The following is a 16,383-nucleotide window of genomic DNA, read 5'->3' on the forward strand; positions in this document are numbered from 1 at the left end:
TAGCTCAATCCCTCCGTGGACGCATTAATGATAATTTTCAGATCATAAACCCAGTACCTTCAAGTTGAATGGGTATATAAATGATGATACTGATAATTTTGCACAAGAATTCTTTATACTTAAGGCTTCACGTTACTCAATGAGATCTGCGTTCATTCAGGTTATTCGAATGATAATAATGGATGAACACAATCCAAGCTTATTGGATTTAAAATTTCTTTTTAGCGCATCACCATGGGTTCCGATTGCTAATGAATTGCAAATCAGCAGGGGAGTTTATGCTGGATTTTGTGGCGATTGGATGAAGTGTGGGTTATTTCTATTGCCGATTATTGAAGTTATGCTAGGGTCGTATTTAACTTGGAAGTGGATGGTTAATTGCTTAATTTTGAGCGGATAAAAATAGTTCGTTCTTGGTTTTTATTGCCTGTAAATGCTCTTTTAATGGAAAAGAGGGGGATGTTCTTTGGTTTGAAAAGGGAGTTTAACGGATGTTAGAATCTTTTTTGATTAAATTTAAAACACGCCTGTGTTTTTTAGGCTGGCATACTATTTAAGCGGGAATCGCTGGCTCTTCTATTTAACTGTGGTTTTTTCATTCTATATTGCTTATACTCTTTTATAACATGTTATTAAAGGTGGATATTATGAGCATCTTGATTAAATTCGAAAACTTGGCTAAACAAGCTGTTTTCTCCAGTAACAAAGATAGTATTCTTCAATCGATCGGCCTGCTTGATACAATTAAGGCTAAAAATAATCAAAAAATAAGGGCGGCTTTATCCAATAGTTATGAACAATTTGCTGATATGTCCAGAGTAGTTCGATAGTAAAAGGATTTATCATTAAGAAATTAGCTTTAGTTGGTTCAGGTATTAAGTCTATATCACATTTTACAACTGAATTTAAAACATATACTACCAGTGCGGATAAGGTTTTGTATTTGGTTAATGAGCCTATTACCAAACAATGGATAGAACGTTATTCTAAATTGTCAGAATCTCTTGATCCGACATATTTTTCTGAAAATGATCGACAGAACTCCTATGACAAAATAAGGGATAAAATTCTAGCTGAATTGGAAACTTATAATTTTATCACTGTAGTGCTATATGGGCATCCTACCATTTTCGCAGATCCAGGCTTACAAGCTATAATCGCGGCTCAAAAAAATTCGATTGAAACAATTATTTTACCTGGTATTTCTGTTGAAAATTGCCTCTATGCAGATCTTAAAATCGATCCTGGGCAATTCGGATGTTTCCATGTAGAGGCAACAGAATTATTACTGTATGACAAAATAATTGACCCTACGGCACATATTTGCATTTGGCAGGTAGGTATGATTGGCAACCGCTCTGTACCTAGCTCCAACCACACAACTAATCATTTAAAATTACTCCGAAGCAAATTAAAAAATTATTACCCGGAAGATCATAGAGCTATTCTTTATGAAGCAGCAATGTACCCAGGTGTAGAACCCAGAATACATCAATTCTCATTAGGTGATATTGAAGATCAAAGTATTGGAACACTGTCAACGCTTTACATTCCACCACTTGCTCAAAGGAAACCTAACATGGGTGTCTTAACCCAATTAACCTCATAAAAATGGACTAATTAAAATTTAAGGAAAAATATGTTTGCTGTATTATCTCATCGTTTAAACGCACTGCCCAAACTATCAAAAACTTGCTACTTACTTCTTCTTTTTTCATTTTTCGAATGTGCTGCGGGTGGAATTGCTTACTATCTCTCATTATATTTGAGCACATCAACCCCGTTAACAAAATTGCAAATTGGTCAGGTGGGATCAATCATTGGTTTCGGAGCATTATCAGGTGCGCTATGCTCCATATACATCACAGACAAGCTAAGTAGTAAAAATGTTATTATTGCCAGCTTTATCCTTCTCGGCTTAGGTTTTTTTTGCCTGCCTCAAAGCATGAGTTTTCTAGCAATCTCAGTATGTGCATTCATAATAGGTATTGCAACAAGCATTTTTCTTACGACGAATAACACCCTCTTATTACAAAATACTCCCCAAGATCAAACTAGTCTGCGTTTTGCGCAGAGTATGAAAGTGGTCAGTGAAAATTTAGGTAACAGCTGCTCCATACTATTAATCATGTTCTTTGCAGCACAATACTACGGACAAATTTTTGAAGTAATTGGTTTATTTTTCCTGCTTTTTGCGTTTAATACTATGAAGTTTCTAAGTGTAAGAAAGAACCCTGTTGAACAGCCCTCTACTGAAGCAAAAGAAACAAATCAGCAAGCCAATAAAAAGCAGCTTTATCTTACTATAGGGGCTGTATTTATAGTAGGAATAATCTATGCCCAGCAACGCATTGCCTACCCACTTTTTTTAAATGAAACCTTTGCAAGTTTTACTATAACTGCAACCCTTTTTTGGCTTGATCCTATTATTGTTTCTTTATTTCAAGTCAAAATAACAAAAATAGTATCACCTTTGAAAATCCATTATCAATTAGCATTTGGTGGATTACTATTAGGTACAGGTCTATTTGCCTTGATGATAGTCAGCAGCCTTGGAGGAGCAATACTGGCTTGTTTGACGTTTATTTTAGGAGAGATGTTATTTATGCCGACATCCTTTGTACAGTGCTATGAGTCTGCGGGCACTGAGCGAAAAGGCATGGCTGCAGGTGCATGGAGAAGCGCTTATTCATCGGGTTTGATTGTTGGTCCAACCCTCTCAGGTTTCTTGATGGAGTATTATAATTATAATGCCTGTTGGATTTTAGCTGGAATGCTTGGATTGTTTTTATGTATTTTATTTTTAGCAAAGAATAAAATACATTCTACCTAGAGGAAATTGAAATACATCCTTTAAAAAAAGATGCGTTAATAGGAAATTTCATCTCACCTCTGAAGCGTTCATCCTGAGCTTGAATAATTTCTGGGGATTGGATAATGCTACTACCTTCAGTGACAGAGTGATAAAAACCAAACTTAGTTATTTTAGAAACCTCCTCAAGAATCGTATTCTTACATTCTCGAATCGGTGAAGCGAAATCCTTTTGATATTTATGTACAACATCAATTAAAGCAATAAGATCTGAAAGAGTAGTAGATGCATTCCTTGCTTTGGGTGAATAACTACAAAGAGAAGGGTACTGAAGAGAGTAATAAACGGGTTTAGGATTAATATGATTATAATATGTAGGTACTGCTACAATTGGCAGATATTCTAACTTGTAACATTCTGAATAAACTTCTTGAATAAGAGACAATGGTAGTAATTCATCGTCTATTGCAGGAGCAAAACCAAGTTTCGCACCTAGCAGTATCTCAAAAAGATGTCGTGCAGTTTCATATATTAATAAATTAGATTTTAAATTATTCCGTTTATTGGTGACTCTATAAACATGATTATAATAATCGCTATTTACTGCATATTCAGACCGATGATTTGAAATCCTGTAAAAATAATCCCTAATTTCTTGCCAAGCGGAGTCTTTGCTAATATTTTCAACCCAACTTTCAGAAAAATATAATACAGAAGCACTCCAATTTTTTTTATAACATCTGCTTTTTACTATGTCTTGAAATATCTCAGCATGTTCATGATAAGAACGAGGAGCAGGTTTTGTAATATTATAATTCTTCTGTATTCGCGAATGCATAACACCACACCCAATTTTGGGAATCATAAAATTTGATTTAGAACCTGCTGTAACAAAAAGAACACCATTTGGTAAATGCGTTACTGTATAACCATAATTAATAATATGCCCTATACTAAAAAAAGTACCAGGAGAATCAATATAGATAGGAAAAGTTCTATTAATTTGCTCATCTGAGGTATTTAAAAACCATTCAAATGATTTGTTAAAAAACATTCCCAAGGGGCTGTTTGTTAAACCGTAAGCCAAGTCATTCAACATCGTTTGAGGTATATGCTCTGAATCAAGACGAACATATTGACCTGCTTTGGTTGGTAAAAATATCCCATCGTCATCACCAACCAAATCTCCATAACCATAATCTACGAGATACATGGGAAATTTACAATCAGGAGAAAGTTTATCAACTAGTTCAAAAAAAACAGGGTTAATGATCTCCATGATGCTTCTGACATCAGTCCAAAAAACTTTTTTTATTTCTAACATCAGTAAAAGCTAGTAACTAATTAATATGTCCTTATTCTAATCAAAAAAACAAATTTACTCTACTAATAGTAGAGATAAATTGTCAGTATAAGTTCATAAAGTTAAATGATTAAATCTCACTTACAAATTGCAGTTTTCATAACCTTAAGTGACACATTGAGTCAAGGCTAGTTAGCTGTGTTAATAGAGTTAACCTAAGTTACAAGGAAATGTATATATGTTTGAATCTGTCCAGCAGATTAAGAATCAGGAAAAGCATTATCTTCCATTCTATCATTCTGCTAATGAATTGATACACATCCAAAATATTTTAAAATCCCAAATTCCTTTGGTTTCTATCAAAGAAATTAATAAGCTCCGTCAATTGATAGCACAGGCCGCTGTAGGGGAATATTTTTTAATCCAATTAGGAGATTGTGCAGAGAGTTTTGATGAGTGTGATTCAGATACAACTTATGCAAAATTAGAATTTATTCAACAGGTAGCGGAATTTTTTCAAAGAAAAACGGGGAATAGGGTACTCCAGGTTGGGCGAATTGCGGGGCAATATGCAAAGCCTAGAAGCAATACTTATGAGACTTCTCAAAATGAACGAATTTATTCTTACTTTGGTGATATGGTGAATCAATTACACAAACAACATCGTACTCCTGATCCTTGGCGAATGCTCTTAGGTTATAATTGCTCCACGTCTATTTATAACGAAATAAATCAATGGAATCGAGAACTAAAAACAGAGCAAAAAATACACACAAGTCATGAAGCCTTATTGCTTTGTTATGAACAAGCATTAACTCGACTGGATAAACGAACGGGATTATATTACAACCGTTCAACGCATTTTCCATGGTTGGGTAAGCGTACCATCAGTAGTATGGAGCACATTGACTGTTTGAAAAAAATTGCCAATCCAATGGCGCTAAAAATAGGGCCAGATACCTCTATTCCAACACTCATAAAAACCATCAATCAATTAGATCCTGATTATGTTCCTGGCCGTATCACGTTGATTCCCAGATTAGGGGTACAACAGGTTCATCGCAAATTGCCACAATTAATTAAAGCAGTGAAAAAAACGCAACGTACTGTTTTATGGAGTTGTGATCCCATGCATGGAAATACTGAAACTCTAAGTTCGGGGAGAAAGATTAGAAAACTCAGCTCTATTGTTGAGGAAATTAAGAGTTCTTTTTTGATTCATAAAACAATGGGCAGCCAACTGAATGCTATTCATCTTGAAGCAACACATCAGAATGTAACGGAATGTGTCGATTACAAATCCCCTATTAGTAGTTCAGTCACTGATTTTAAGAAAAACTATAGAAGCTTAGTAGACCCTCGTTTAAATTATGCACAAACCATGCATGTCATTCAATGCGTCGCAAAATATTATGCTGAACGCTAATCGGGGATTTAAACATGGACAAACAGAGAAACGTAATACAAATTGGTACATTAGGACCGTCAGGGACGAGTAGCGAAGCTGCAGCAGCCTATTTTATTCAAACTGATGAAAAGAACCCTAAAAGCTATGCAATTACGTTATTAAATAGTTTTCGATCAGTTTTGCAAGGGTTAATTCATGGTGAGCTTTATATGGCATTAGTTCCACATGCGTACAATGATATTAATTTATTTTACATTAACCCCCAAGTTGCTTTATATCGAATGTTTCAATTTGATACGCCTGCCTATGGACTAGCCAGACGCCGAGACAGGGTGCTTTCTCAGCATTCCTGTCGAGTTGTTTCTCATCCTGCACCGATTCTTTTATTGGATAATCTTTTGGCTCAGATTGAGGTATCAGATTACGAACTTAAGTTGGTTAGTTCAACGAGTAAAGCAGCTTTGGAAGTATATGAGAATAAAGCTGATTTGGCGTTAACCAATATGAATGCGATTAAAAAATATAACCTCGTTTGTTGTGCTTTATATGGTCCCATTCGAATGGGATGGTCAGTATTTATTAAAAAGGAGTTTGTTGTATGAGTCATTTTTTTCCGATCCCTCAGCACATTAGTTCTGATGAGGGAATTAACTCTTATTTGTTTGAGCTGAACGATCCGAGTCAAACAAAAATTTTAATTTCCACTATTGCTCCTGGTGCAGAACTTAAAATGCATGCGCACCCTGAGCGTCAAATGGGGATGGCATTGAAAGGCTCATTTAGCATACAAATAGACGGAACAGAAGAATCTTTGGAAGAGTTAAGTAATGCCTACGCCATCCCTCCGAATGTAGCGCATTCAGCAATTAATCGTTCCGGGAAAGTTGCTATAGGTCTTGATATTAAACGTAAGCACTGTGAGGAAATCTTTCCTGAAAAACAGGGTTATTTTATTTATCCGGAAAATGAGCGCACCTTAAGAACGGGAATTAATATGCGCTTTTTTTTAAGCTCTTGGTGCGAGGTGATGTTAAGCACAATACCTCAACATGCCTCAATGCCAACGCATCAACATCGTGGGGAACAAATTGGTATTGCAGTTCAGGGTAATTACCTTATGCAAGTAGGGGGTGAAGAGGAGCAGTTTCATTTTGGAAAAATTTATTATGCTCCCGATGAAGTGGTTCATGGAGCCTATAATCCATTTGCAGAAACAGCTATTTCGCTTAATCTATTTTTGCCTCATCGCTACAATAAACCTCGAAAGTATCAGCGAGGCTGCTAATCATGAATTTGCATCTTAACGGAAAAGTAGCACTTATTGCAGGCGGTAGTTCAGGTATTGGATTGGCCAGTGCTCAGCGATTAGCCCAAGAGGGTTGCTGTTTATTTTTATGTGGAAGAACACGAGCTACATTAGAGGAAGCAAAAAAGTCTATTTTAGTGAATTCTCCACAATGCACGATTGAACTTTTTGAAGCAGATATTTATGAAATTGAAGCTGCCCAGCTATTGATTGCTCAAACAGTTTGTTGCTTTGGGAGAATAGATGTTTTAGTGAACAGCACAGAGGGTGCTTCTTTTAGTCCGCATGCGGAGATTTTTTCCAATCAAAGTTGGTTGGAAGCCTGTGAAAAAAAATTATTAGGCTATATTCGGCTAACACAATGCGCTTTTGAATTGATGAAAAAACAACATTCGGGAAAAATCATTCATGTTGTTGGGTTGACTGGCAAAGAGCCTTCGGCTCACTTAATGATGTCAGGTGTGATTAATGCAGGATTAATCAACTTTATCAAAGCATTTTCAAAAACAGCAGCGCAGTACAATGTGTGTATTACAGGAGTTAATCCGGGATTTATTGAAACGCCAAGATACAAAGCATTTATTCATACCTTGTTTCAAGCCACAGGAAATCCTGATGAATTGATCGAAAAAAACCTTTGTGAAGAAATTCCCTTAAGACGAATTGGCCGGGCTGAAGAAGTGGCTGCTTTGATTACTTTTTTAGCCTCGAGTTTGGCGGATTACATTACGGGAACAACCATTAATATTGATGGTGGTTTATCTCAAGCAATCTAACAGGAAGTACAATATGAGTAATCGATTTAATAATAAAGTAGTTATTGTTACCGGGGGCGCCTCAGGCATTGGTCTTGAAACAGCCCACCAATTTGCAGCAGAGGGTGCACTAACGGTGATTGCAGATATTAATGCCGAAAAAGAAGCAGAAGTGGTAGCGGCTTTTAAAGCAAGGAACCAAGAATGTATTTATTACCCAGCTAATGCATCCAATACAGATAATGTAAAAAATCTAGTCAATATGGTAATGGGGCGTTACGGAAAAATAGATGTTCTATTCAATAATGCAGGGATAGAGATTTCTGGGAGCGTCACTGATTTTACAGAAGGACACTATCAGCAAGTGATGGATGCTAATGTAAAGAGTGTTTTTTTATGTTCCAAGTATGTACTCCCACACATGATGAAGTGCTCTTCTGGAGTCATTATCAATATGGCGTCTGTTGCCTCCTTTTTAGCTTGGAAGGATGATGCGGTTTATAGCGCCAGTAAAGCGGCTGTTAAATTATTGACTCAGGCCATGGCGATTGAGTATGCCCCTTACGCTATTCGTGTCAATGCAGTAGCCCCTGGAATTATTGATACGCCAATGACGGATAGGGCTATTGGCATAGTCCCTAATGTTGCGGAATTAAAAAAGATAAAAGGGGCAGTTCATCCGTTGGGTCGGTTAGGCTTGCCTATTGAAGTTGCTAAAACGGTTTTATTTTTAGCATCAGAAGAGGCTTCGTTTATTACTGGAGCTATTATGCCGGTTGATGGTGGTTACTTGGCGGGTTAAGGAGCGGATAATGGAAAAAAAATCAGAACTTCTTGTTTATTTGCAATTGATTATGGTGCAACTGATTTGGGGTGGGGCTTTTATCATAGGGCAACTTGCATTAACGAAACAGCCGGTGATGACTACTCTAATTATTCGTAATCTCGGTGTTTCTTTAGGATTTATCTTAATTCTTTTTTGTTCAAAAAAACACCGGTGGTTGATGGTGCCTCGTGCTGCGATATGGCCATTGTTATGCATGGGTTTTTGGGGTGTGGTGGTTTATAATGTTCTGGTTTATTGGGGGTTGTCTTTATCCTCAGCAATTAACGCATCTCTTTTAATCCCGACGGTTCAGCCTTTAACTACCGTGCTTATTTCGCGCATTAAAGCGATAGATTCATTGAGCAAGTCACAATATTTAGGCTTGCTGGCTGGCTTTTTAGGTGCAACAGCTACCTTGACCGGTGATTGGAGTATCCATTCTAATCTGCACACTATGTTGGGTAATATGCTGCTTCTTTTAGCTGCCTTTTCTTTTTCCTTATATTCTATTTTAGGCAAATCGGTGTTGAATCATCTACCTTCATTGCATACGACCGCTTATGCAACTATTGCTGGCAGCCTTTTGTTCCTGTCAGTCAGTTTTTTAGGTGATCACCAGCTTATTTTGGGGCATCTTACCTGGGATTTCGGTTTATATATGAGCTATCTCATCGGATTGGGTGGGGTACTTTCTTTTTTATGGTGGTCTCAGGGTGTGAAATACCTTGGTCCCTCGAAAACAGGGATGATTACCTTGTTAATGCCTCCCTTTGCTTTGCTGATCGCGGTTGTTGTTTTGCAGCAATCGATTAGCTTACTGCAAATAACAGGCATTATTTTAAGTTTATTGGGAGTGGGGCTTAGTACGGGACTCGTGAACGTCTCCATTCCCTTTTTTGTAGCAATCAATAAAAAAGGATGAAGTGATGAATGTAAACAATAAACTAATTGTCATTGTTGGTGCTTATTCCACCGGTCAGTATTTGGCGCCCGCTTTTATTTCCAAAGGGTATCAATGCATCCATGTTCAACCAGGAGCTGCGATTAGTTCCTTTTATTTAGATTCATTTCGGCAACATGATTTTATTAATAATTTTGTTTGGGATGGTGATGATGAACCCATCATCCAGGAGTTGTCCAAATTTGATATAAAAGCAGTGATTCCTGGTTCTGAAATCGCTGTGTTACTTGCGGACAGCTTAAGTCAAAAATTATCGCTTCCAACAACGAACGATCCTAAGCTGAGTAGCGCACGGAGAAATAAATACGACATGCAAAAAGCATTGGAGTATGCAGGAGTCAATTCAATTCCAGTGTTTAAAACCAATAAGAGTGAGGCTATTTTTAATTGGTTAAAGAGTCAAGACATCCAATACCCTATTGTGCTTAAACCCTTAGCCAGTGCAGGAACTGATGGAGTGAGCATTTGCCAAAATCAGGAAGAAGTGCAGTTGGCTTTTAATGAATTGATTGACACAGTAAACGCCCTTGGGGAGAACAATAACGAACTGCTCGTTCAGCCTTATCTTCATGGAATAGAATATGTGGTCAATACAGTGAGCAGTAACGGAAGGCATTATGTTACAGAGATTATTCGAGTGAATAAAATAACCATAAACGCATCGCCTGTTTATGATTATGCGGAAGTTTTGTCTCCAGTCGAAAATGAATTGCTTTATGAACTTTTGTCAGAGTACGTAAAAAAAGTGCTTGATGCTTTGGGTATACAATTTGGTGCCGGCCACAGTGAGGTGATGTTAGTCAATGAGACTACTCCTGTACTGATTGAAACTGCAGCACGACCCATTGGTGGTATAGATCTTTCTGCTTACACGGAAAGCTTAGGGTACAACCACATTTCTATGGTTGCTGAATCCTATCTCAATTCTGAGGATTTCCATAAAATATTACGACCTGAAAATAAACTCCCTTTACGTAAACGTCTGCTGTGTACCTTTATGATTTCACCCATTCATGGCGAGATTTGTAATCGGCCTGATTTGATGGCGATTAAAAATTTGCCTCATGTTCACAGTGTTTTAATGAAAACGCAGGGCGTTCTTGAGAAAACGAGTACGTTAATTAACTGTCCTGGTTTTATTACTTCTCTTGGAACAAATAGGGAAGAGCTGATGCAGCAGCATCAAAAAATACGTCAATATGAGCCTCATCTTTTTTTGCAAATGGTTGATTCAACAATAGGGTTAAGGAGGTAGCATGCGAACAGCCCATGATGAGTTAATTAGTTTGATGCACATGAGGATGAATTATGTCCGTATTATAGCCTCGTTGAAGTTTCTTCTCAATAAACCAATTTATGTACCTTCTGTTGAACAGGAGCAATGCCATCATTTAATGGAGATTGCATCGCAATTGGGTTTAAATGCCTTGTTGGTTAAAAGCTTTATGAAGGTATTATGCAAAATCTCTCGTGAAGTTCAAAGGAAAATGCATGCAATTTGGTATTTAGAAGAAGGGAGTTGTATGCAATTTTTATTAAGACAGATGAGTTATATTCCTATGGTGCAAAGAAGCATTATGAACAATGAGTTAAATATCCTGGGCGAGCATAACCTGTTTTTTTGTGAGCAGCTCATGAGTTTAATGCGTTTTTTTATTCGATTCATTGATCTGCAGATAATCAGCGTATGTTCTTCTTTAACCGATAATTTTTCCCTGAGTTGTATCAAAGAACAAGTGAGCTATTGGCATTATCTCCCTAATGACACGTTGTTGTACAAATTATTTTTGCTTATGAATGGGTTTGTAAAAAAGGAAGAAGTATGTTGCTGAGCTGTGTAGAGGATGAATGGAATATAGAAGCGGTTATTGGATATTGCCAGAAAATTAATGGGATAGATTTAAGCCAGGGGATTTCTTCTTTGCCTGTTCCAGAGGAACTGTTATCTGGAGTAGATAATGCGCTGGAGGATCAAGTAATGCATAGTTATTCATCTTCTAGAGGACTAGGTGACTTAAGGAACATGGTTGCTGATAAATTTCATCATTTTAACCAAATAACTGCTGATCCCGAAACGGAAATTATCATTACGCATGGAGCAACTGGGGCATTAACCTGTGCTATAAAAGTTTTATTTAAGCCAGGGGATGAGGTGCTTCTTTTTGAACCTTTTTATCCTGCGCATCGAAATCTTTTGGAGTTTTTTGGTATTCAAGTTAAGTTAATTCCTTTCAACCTCCATGATTTATCTTTTGATTTGGAACAATTAGAGCAATCCATCAGCATCAAGACTCGTGGAATAGTGCTTTGTAATCCGGTTAACCCATTAGGTAAAGTATTTCAAGAGGAAGAACTGAATGCATTGAGTGCGATTGTTGATAAATATCATCTTGATGTGATTTCGGATGAAATTTATGAGTACATTACTTATGATTCACATCAGCATATTTCTTTTGCTCGTTTAGGTGATAACAAATCAAGAACTATTACGATTTCAGGGTTTTCGAAAACCTATAATGCAACAGGCTGGCGGTTAGGATATGCTGCAGGACCATCTCACCTCATAAGCCAAATGGCTAAAATTCAAGACTTGCTGTACGTCTGTCCTGTTACCCCATTACAACATGCTACGAAACGTGTTGTCCTTTTAGATGATTCTTACTACAAAAACATGATGCAATTTTATCAAAAACAACGAGATATTGTGATTAATACATTCACTAGCTTAGGTTTTAAAGCTATAGTGCCACAGGGTACTTATTATATTTTGCTTGATATATCTACTCATTTTAATGATGCTGAAACGGCATCGAAGCAGCTTCTGCAAAAAGCCAAAATAGCAACGATTCCAGGCTCTATTTTTTTTACATCGGCTGTGGGTAAAAAATACATTCGTATTTGTTTTGCAAAATCAGTGTATCAATTACCAGAAATTTTTCGTCATTTTTGTTAATTATTTTTTATATCAATCATCAGTTATACTTAACCAGCTTCCAACCGGCTGATATTTATGATTAACCAACACTCGTCAACAGCAGAAAAAATAGCTTTATTTCAATCTCTATTTAGGGGGCGTTCAGATGTTTATCCTCGCCGATTTCAAAATAGAAAAACACAAAAGTCCGGATATGCACCTGCTTGTAACAATGAATGGGTTAGAAATATCTGCGAAAAACCGCGCATCAAGTGCATGGATTGTCAGCATCGACAATTTATCCCTATAGGCGATGAAGTTGTCTATTGGCATCTGCAAGGTTATGACAATAAAGGTCACGATTTTGTGATGGGTATTTATCCTATGCTATTGGACGAGACCTGTTATTTTCTTGCGGCTGATTTTGACAAAGCAACTTGGGAATATGATGCTGTTGCTTTTCTGAAAACGTGTCATCAAAAAAATTTGCCAGCAGTACTTGAACGCTCTCGTTCTGGCAAAGGTGCGCATGTTTGGTTGTTTTTTGAGGAATCGATTCCTGCAGCATTGGCAAGAAAATTAGGCGCATCAATCTTAACAGAAACTATGGAATCTAATCCTGAGATTGGCTTGGATTCTTATGATCGATTTTTTCCCAATCAAGATACTTTACCGCGAGGTGGCTTTGGCAACTTAATTGCCTTACCTCTACAAAAAGCAGCACGCCATGCTGGTAATAGCGTATTTATCGATGAACAATTACAAGTTATTGAAGATCAGTGGGTTTATCTTGCAGGTATTAAAAAGGCGACTCGTTTTGCAATAGAACAATTAGTTAGTGAGGCGGAAGCAAAAGGGCGTGTTGTTGGTATTCGCTTAGAGATTATTGAAGAGGAAAATAGAACACCTTGGAAACCCCCGGTCCCATTGCCAATCATTGATACATTACCTAAATCAGTGCATTTGATCATCAGTAATGAGATTTTTATTGAAAAAGAATCGCTGCCATCCCCCTTATTAAACCGACTGATTCGTATAGCTGCTTTTCAAAATCCTGACTTTTATAAAGCACAAGCAATGCGATTACCCGTTTATGACAAGCCTCGCATTATTGGTTGTGCTCGTGATTATTCGCATCATATTGGGCTTCCTCGTGGTTGTTTTGATGATATTACGAAACTGCTGCGTGAACTAAAAATTAAATACACCACTCAAGAAGAATTATTTGCAGGAGAGCCATTAGATATTCAATTTTGTGGTGAACTAAGACCAGAGCAACAGCTTGCTGTAGATGCGTTAATGCAATCAGATATTGGAGTGTTTTCTGCAACGACTGCATTTGGTAAAACGGTTGTTGCTGCTTGGATGATTGCTAAGAGAAAAACCAACACATTGATTATTGTTCATACGAAACAATTGCAAGATCAGTGGGTAGAGAGGCTACAAACCTTTCTTGGGCTTCCTGCTAAAAAAATTGGCCGATTTGGTGGGGGGCGGAAGAAAATTACAGGATTTATTGATATCGCACTGATTCAAAGCCTCACCAAGCATACTGAAATTGAGAGTATGATTTCTCAATATGGGTATGTCATTGTCGATGAATGCCACCACATTCCATCCATTAGTTTTGACGATATTATTCGACAAGTTAAAGCTAAATTTATTACAGGATTGTCTGCTACACTGGTGCGTAAAGATGGTCGCCATCCCATTATTATGATGCGTTGTGGTTCTATTCTTCATCGTGTGGATGCTAAAGCTCAAGCCATTGTTAGACCTTTTGAGCATTATGTTTTTGTGCGCCCAACCAGTTTTCGTCCTTACAAACAAATTAATGAAAATTTACGCATTCAATTTCAAGATTTATATGAAGAATTAATGCATGATGATTATCGCAACCAAATGATCTGTAATGACGTGATTCATGCTGTCCAAAAAGGACGATCACCTATTATTTTAACGGAACGAAATGAACATCTGGATATACTCTATCAACAGTTAAAGTCTCAAGTACGCCATTTAATTGTACTTAAAGGTGGCCTTGGCGCTAAAGAAATGAAACAAGCTATATCACAATTAACAGTGATTCCTCTGGATGAAGAACGTGTTGTGCTTGCCACCGGTCGATTTGTTGGTGAAGGATTTGATGATGCGCGCTTAGATACTTTATTTTTGACATTGCCTATTTCTTGGAAAGGAACGATCGCTCAATATGTGGGACGCCTTCATCGATTACATGATACAAAAAAAGATGTGCATGTATATGATTATGCCGATTTAGCAGTTCCTATGCTAGAGCGTATGTTTCAACGCAGATCCAGTGCTTATGAGTCTGTTGGTTATAAAATAATACAGCCAGCGAGTGCTTACCCTGGATGGCCATCAGATGTTGTTCTTCCCGTGGAGCCTCTTTGGAAAAATGATTATGGCAGTACCATTAGACGCTTGGTTTTAGATGGTGTTGATAACCCATTAGCGCAGTTATTCTCGGATGTTGCGATGTTAGAATCCGATCAAATTGATCGCGCTCGTAGTCTCATTGAAGCTTTTTTGTTTTGTCGCTTAGAGACATTACCCGAAACCAAGGGACGGTTTCAACTAAATCACGTATTAACGATTCCATTTGATGGGCTGGGCGGTATGGAGGTAGATCTGCTCTGTTGTGACGCTCGTGTGGCTATTGAAATTGATGGGATTCAACATCTCTCATCCAAGGAAGCTTATCGTACTGACAGGCGTAAGGATTTGTTATTGCAGGAGCATGGTTATATAGTTTTGAGATTTCTTGCCGAAGATGTTAGTAAACGGCTTGATATGGTACTTGATACTATTTTGCGTGTGCTTTATAAAAGTAAGCCGAATCAACAGGCTATTAATTAAATCAGACAAAATCTATCCATTTATTTATAACTGATTAGATTATGTCTGATTACCTCTTTTAATCCAATTATTATTCGATAACACTCCATGTTAAATGAACTGTCAAAAATTATTTGATAGTTCATCTGCTACTTTTTGATGAACTGACAAAAATTTTTTGTTAGTTGCAATAATCGGAATTTCCAAATTTACGCGCGAACTATTTCCTATTTGGAAACAGTTCAGGCCAAATCAATTAGATGGAATTCATTCATCTGTATGTGAGATATCCTGCTTACGTGTTTTCTTTTTTTGTAATGTTTTGTCCGAGCTATCCGGTTTGCTTAGCTGTAAATGATTATTGCTACTGATCACGCTTTTTCCCAATTCTTTTTCTGTTTCTTTGCGTGCATTACCTGCGACAGCCCCTCCACGCTGAGCTACTTTTTTATTTTCAATCATGCCCTCTGGTTTTTCAGCCTTAGATATTTCTGTAGTGACCTTTTCGCCAAGCATAGTAAAAATAAGCTCCAAGTCCGTCATGTGATCGCGTAAATTGGTTTTGGATTTTTCAGGTAAATTTTTATACTGTTTATATTCATTGGGTGTCATGCCAAACGTAGCTTTGGAAATTTCCGCAGTTAAAATTGCATAATCTTTTTGCTGAGTAATGCCTCGCTCTTGCCACTCATCAGTCAAATTTTGTCGAATAGCAATACCACGTAAACGCTTGTCGATCCAATCTTGAGGATAACCTTTTTGTTCATAGAGTTGTTTCATTCTTTCTTGAGCTAATTCTGGATTTTCAATTTCTTGTATGCGTTCATAGCCTACTTTAGCCAACCAGAGTTTAAAGGGTTCTGCTTTAGGGGAGGGAATAGATTGGATGATGCGTAAAATCCCTTCTGTATTGGAGCAATTTACCTTTTGTTTACCTCCTTCTGTTACGACCGAAAGGGGGGTGGCAATTTGCCCCCACCCTTTGTTTAACTCCTGATCTCTGCGTCGCATATCCTTGAGGTAGCCAGAAGGGTTTGCTGAGTCAGTGAGTGCCGCAATCACATCACTGATAACAAACCACCATTGTTCATTATGCCATGTGCGTCTAATAGCTTTTTCTTTAAAAACAACAAGAGCATTTTCTTGAGTATTGGTTGGGCTATTTGCCATTCTTATATTCCTTGTTTATTTTGTGTCACGAAGTTTTTCTTGCCTGCATTGGTACTACATTGTCTTGTA

At 37.4% G+C, this 16,383-nt stretch carries 15 protein-coding genes; 13 read left to right on the top strand and 2 right to left on the bottom strand.

Features of this window, described 5'->3' with window-relative positions; genetic code table 11:
• Positions 1-647 precede the first annotated feature (647 nt).
• From ACQY7T_RS09395 to ACQY7T_RS09405, 3 genes are read left to right on the top strand one after another with little or no spacing between them, the layout of a single operon-like run.
• Entirely contained in the window at positions 648-830 is a 183-nt protein-coding gene (locus ACQY7T_RS09395; protein ID WP_428412932.1) for a hypothetical protein, read from the top strand.
• Positions 831-844: 14 nt separating this feature from the next.
• Positions 845-1,609, top strand: a complete 765-nt coding sequence (locus ACQY7T_RS09400) for an SAM-dependent methyltransferase (protein ID WP_428412952.1) — start codon at positions 845-847, stop codon at positions 1,607-1,609.
• A gap of 30 nt (positions 1,610-1,639) precedes the next feature.
• Positions 1,640-2,833: an MFS transporter gene (locus ACQY7T_RS09405; RefSeq protein ID WP_428412933.1), complete on the top strand. Its 1,194-nt coding sequence runs from the start codon at positions 1,640-1,642 to the stop codon at positions 2,831-2,833.
• Here the strand turns inward: ACQY7T_RS09405 and ACQY7T_RS09410 are convergent.
• Positions 2,826-4,136, bottom strand: coding sequence for a hypothetical protein (locus ACQY7T_RS09410; RefSeq protein ID WP_428412935.1), 1,311 nt, complete (start codon positions 4,134-4,136; stop codon positions 2,826-2,828). The two genes, ACQY7T_RS09405 and ACQY7T_RS09410, sit on opposite strands and share 8 nt — an antisense overlap.
• 217 nt (positions 4,137-4,353) lie before the next feature.
• Here ACQY7T_RS09410 and ACQY7T_RS09415 point away from each other — a divergent pair, with 217 nt between their 5' ends.
• Genes ACQY7T_RS09415 through ACQY7T_RS09460 form a run of 10 tightly spaced genes read left to right on the top strand, consistent with a single transcriptional unit; the run spans position 4,354 to position 15,165 of the window.
• On the top strand, positions 4,354-5,541 hold the full coding sequence (locus tag ACQY7T_RS09415) for a 3-deoxy-7-phosphoheptulonate synthase (protein WP_428412936.1): 1,188 nt from the start codon (positions 4,354-4,356) through the stop codon (positions 5,539-5,541).
• 14 nt (positions 5,542-5,555) lie between these two features.
• Positions 5,556-6,125 (top strand): hypothetical protein, encoded by a 570-nt coding sequence (locus tag ACQY7T_RS09420; RefSeq protein WP_428412938.1) that lies wholly within the window; start codon positions 5,556-5,558, stop codon positions 6,123-6,125.
• On the top strand, positions 6,122-6,808 hold the full coding sequence (locus ACQY7T_RS09425; RefSeq protein ID WP_428412940.1) for a cupin domain-containing protein: 687 nt from the start codon (positions 6,122-6,124) through the stop codon (positions 6,806-6,808). Before ACQY7T_RS09420 ends, ACQY7T_RS09425 begins: the two co-directional genes overlap by 4 nt.
• Positions 6,809-6,810: 2 nt before the next feature.
• Positions 6,811-7,605, top strand: a complete 795-nt coding sequence (locus tag ACQY7T_RS09430) for an SDR family oxidoreductase (RefSeq protein WP_428412941.1) — start codon at positions 6,811-6,813, stop codon at positions 7,603-7,605.
• Positions 7,606-7,618: 13 nt separating this feature from the next.
• Complete coding sequence (locus tag ACQY7T_RS09435) at positions 7,619-8,386, top strand: SDR family NAD(P)-dependent oxidoreductase (RefSeq protein ID WP_428412943.1); 768 nt, start codon at positions 7,619-7,621, stop codon at positions 8,384-8,386.
• A 10-nt stretch (positions 8,387-8,396) separates the two neighbouring features.
• A complete protein-coding gene (locus ACQY7T_RS09440; RefSeq protein WP_428412944.1) occupies positions 8,397-9,332 on the top strand; it encodes a DMT family transporter in 936 nt (311 codons plus the stop codon).
• A gap of 4 nt (positions 9,333-9,336) precedes the next feature.
• On the top strand, positions 9,337-10,626 hold the full coding sequence (locus ACQY7T_RS09445; RefSeq protein WP_428412945.1) for an ATP-grasp domain-containing protein: 1,290 nt from the start codon (positions 9,337-9,339) through the stop codon (positions 10,624-10,626).
• Between the two features lies 1 nt (position 10,627).
• Positions 10,628-11,203, top strand: coding sequence for a chorismate mutase (locus ACQY7T_RS09450; protein WP_428412947.1), 576 nt, complete (start codon positions 10,628-10,630; stop codon positions 11,201-11,203).
• The gene (locus ACQY7T_RS09455) at positions 11,194-12,324 is read left to right on the top strand and encodes a pyridoxal phosphate-dependent aminotransferase (protein WP_428412948.1); all 1,131 of its coding nucleotides are present in this window, start codon (positions 11,194-11,196) and stop codon (positions 12,322-12,324) included. The genes ACQY7T_RS09450 and ACQY7T_RS09455 overlap by 10 nt, the downstream gene beginning before the upstream one ends.
• Before the next feature lie 57 nt (positions 12,325-12,381).
• A complete protein-coding gene (locus ACQY7T_RS09460; protein WP_428412949.1) occupies positions 12,382-15,165 on the top strand; it encodes a TOTE conflict system archaeo-eukaryotic primase domain-containing protein in 2,784 nt (927 codons plus the stop codon).
• Positions 15,166-15,411: 246 nt separating this feature from the next.
• On the opposite strand, the gene ACQY7T_RS09465 is transcribed toward ACQY7T_RS09460, so the two are convergent.
• The gene (locus tag ACQY7T_RS09465; RefSeq protein WP_428412951.1) at positions 15,412-16,314 is read right to left on the bottom strand and encodes a BRO-N domain-containing protein; all 903 of its coding nucleotides are present in this window, start codon (positions 16,312-16,314) and stop codon (positions 15,412-15,414) included.
• Between the last annotated feature and the right edge of the window lie 69 nt (positions 16,315-16,383).

It is taken from the genome of Legionella sp. (assembly GCF_965140895.1).
GTDB lineage: Bacteria > Pseudomonadota > Gammaproteobacteria > Legionellales > Legionellaceae > Legionella.

Excerpts from the sequence above, each read along its gene's own strand:
- ACQY7T_RS09460 (WP_428412949.1), top strand. The coding sequence starts at position 12,382 with ATGATTAACCAACACTCGTCAACAGCAGAAAAAATAGCTTTATTTCAA.
- ACQY7T_RS09435 (WP_428412943.1), top strand. The coding sequence starts at position 7,619 with ATGAGTAATCGATTTAATAATAAAGTAGTTATTGTTACCGGGGGCGCC.
- ACQY7T_RS09420 (WP_428412938.1), top strand. The coding sequence starts at position 5,556 with ATGGACAAACAGAGAAACGTAATACAAATTGGTACATTAGGACCGTCA.
- ACQY7T_RS09455 (WP_428412948.1), top strand. The coding sequence starts at position 11,194 with ATGTTGCTGAGCTGTGTAGAGGATGAATGGAATATAGAAGCGGTTATT.
- ACQY7T_RS09405 (WP_428412933.1), top strand. The coding sequence starts at position 1,640 with ATGTTTGCTGTATTATCTCATCGTTTAAACGCACTGCCCAAACTATCA.
- ACQY7T_RS09465 (WP_428412951.1), bottom strand. The coding sequence starts at position 16,314 with ATGGCAAATAGCCCAACCAATACTCAAGAAAATGCTCTTGTTGTTTTT.
- ACQY7T_RS09440 (WP_428412944.1), top strand. The coding sequence starts at position 8,397 with ATGGAAAAAAAATCAGAACTTCTTGTTTATTTGCAATTGATTATGGTG.
- ACQY7T_RS09395 (WP_428412932.1), top strand. The coding sequence starts at position 648 with ATGAGCATCTTGATTAAATTCGAAAACTTGGCTAAACAAGCTGTTTTC.
- ACQY7T_RS09415 (WP_428412936.1), top strand. The coding sequence starts at position 4,354 with ATGTTTGAATCTGTCCAGCAGATTAAGAATCAGGAAAAGCATTATCTT.
- ACQY7T_RS09430 (WP_428412941.1), top strand. The coding sequence starts at position 6,811 with ATGAATTTGCATCTTAACGGAAAAGTAGCACTTATTGCAGGCGGTAGT.
- ACQY7T_RS09425 (WP_428412940.1), top strand. The coding sequence starts at position 6,122 with ATGAGTCATTTTTTTCCGATCCCTCAGCACATTAGTTCTGATGAGGGA.
- ACQY7T_RS09410 (WP_428412935.1), bottom strand. The coding sequence starts at position 4,136 with ATGTTAGAAATAAAAAAAGTTTTTTGGACTGATGTCAGAAGCATCATG.
- ACQY7T_RS09450 (WP_428412947.1), top strand. The coding sequence starts at position 10,628 with ATGCGAACAGCCCATGATGAGTTAATTAGTTTGATGCACATGAGGATG.
- ACQY7T_RS09445 (WP_428412945.1), top strand. The coding sequence starts at position 9,337 with ATGAATGTAAACAATAAACTAATTGTCATTGTTGGTGCTTATTCCACC.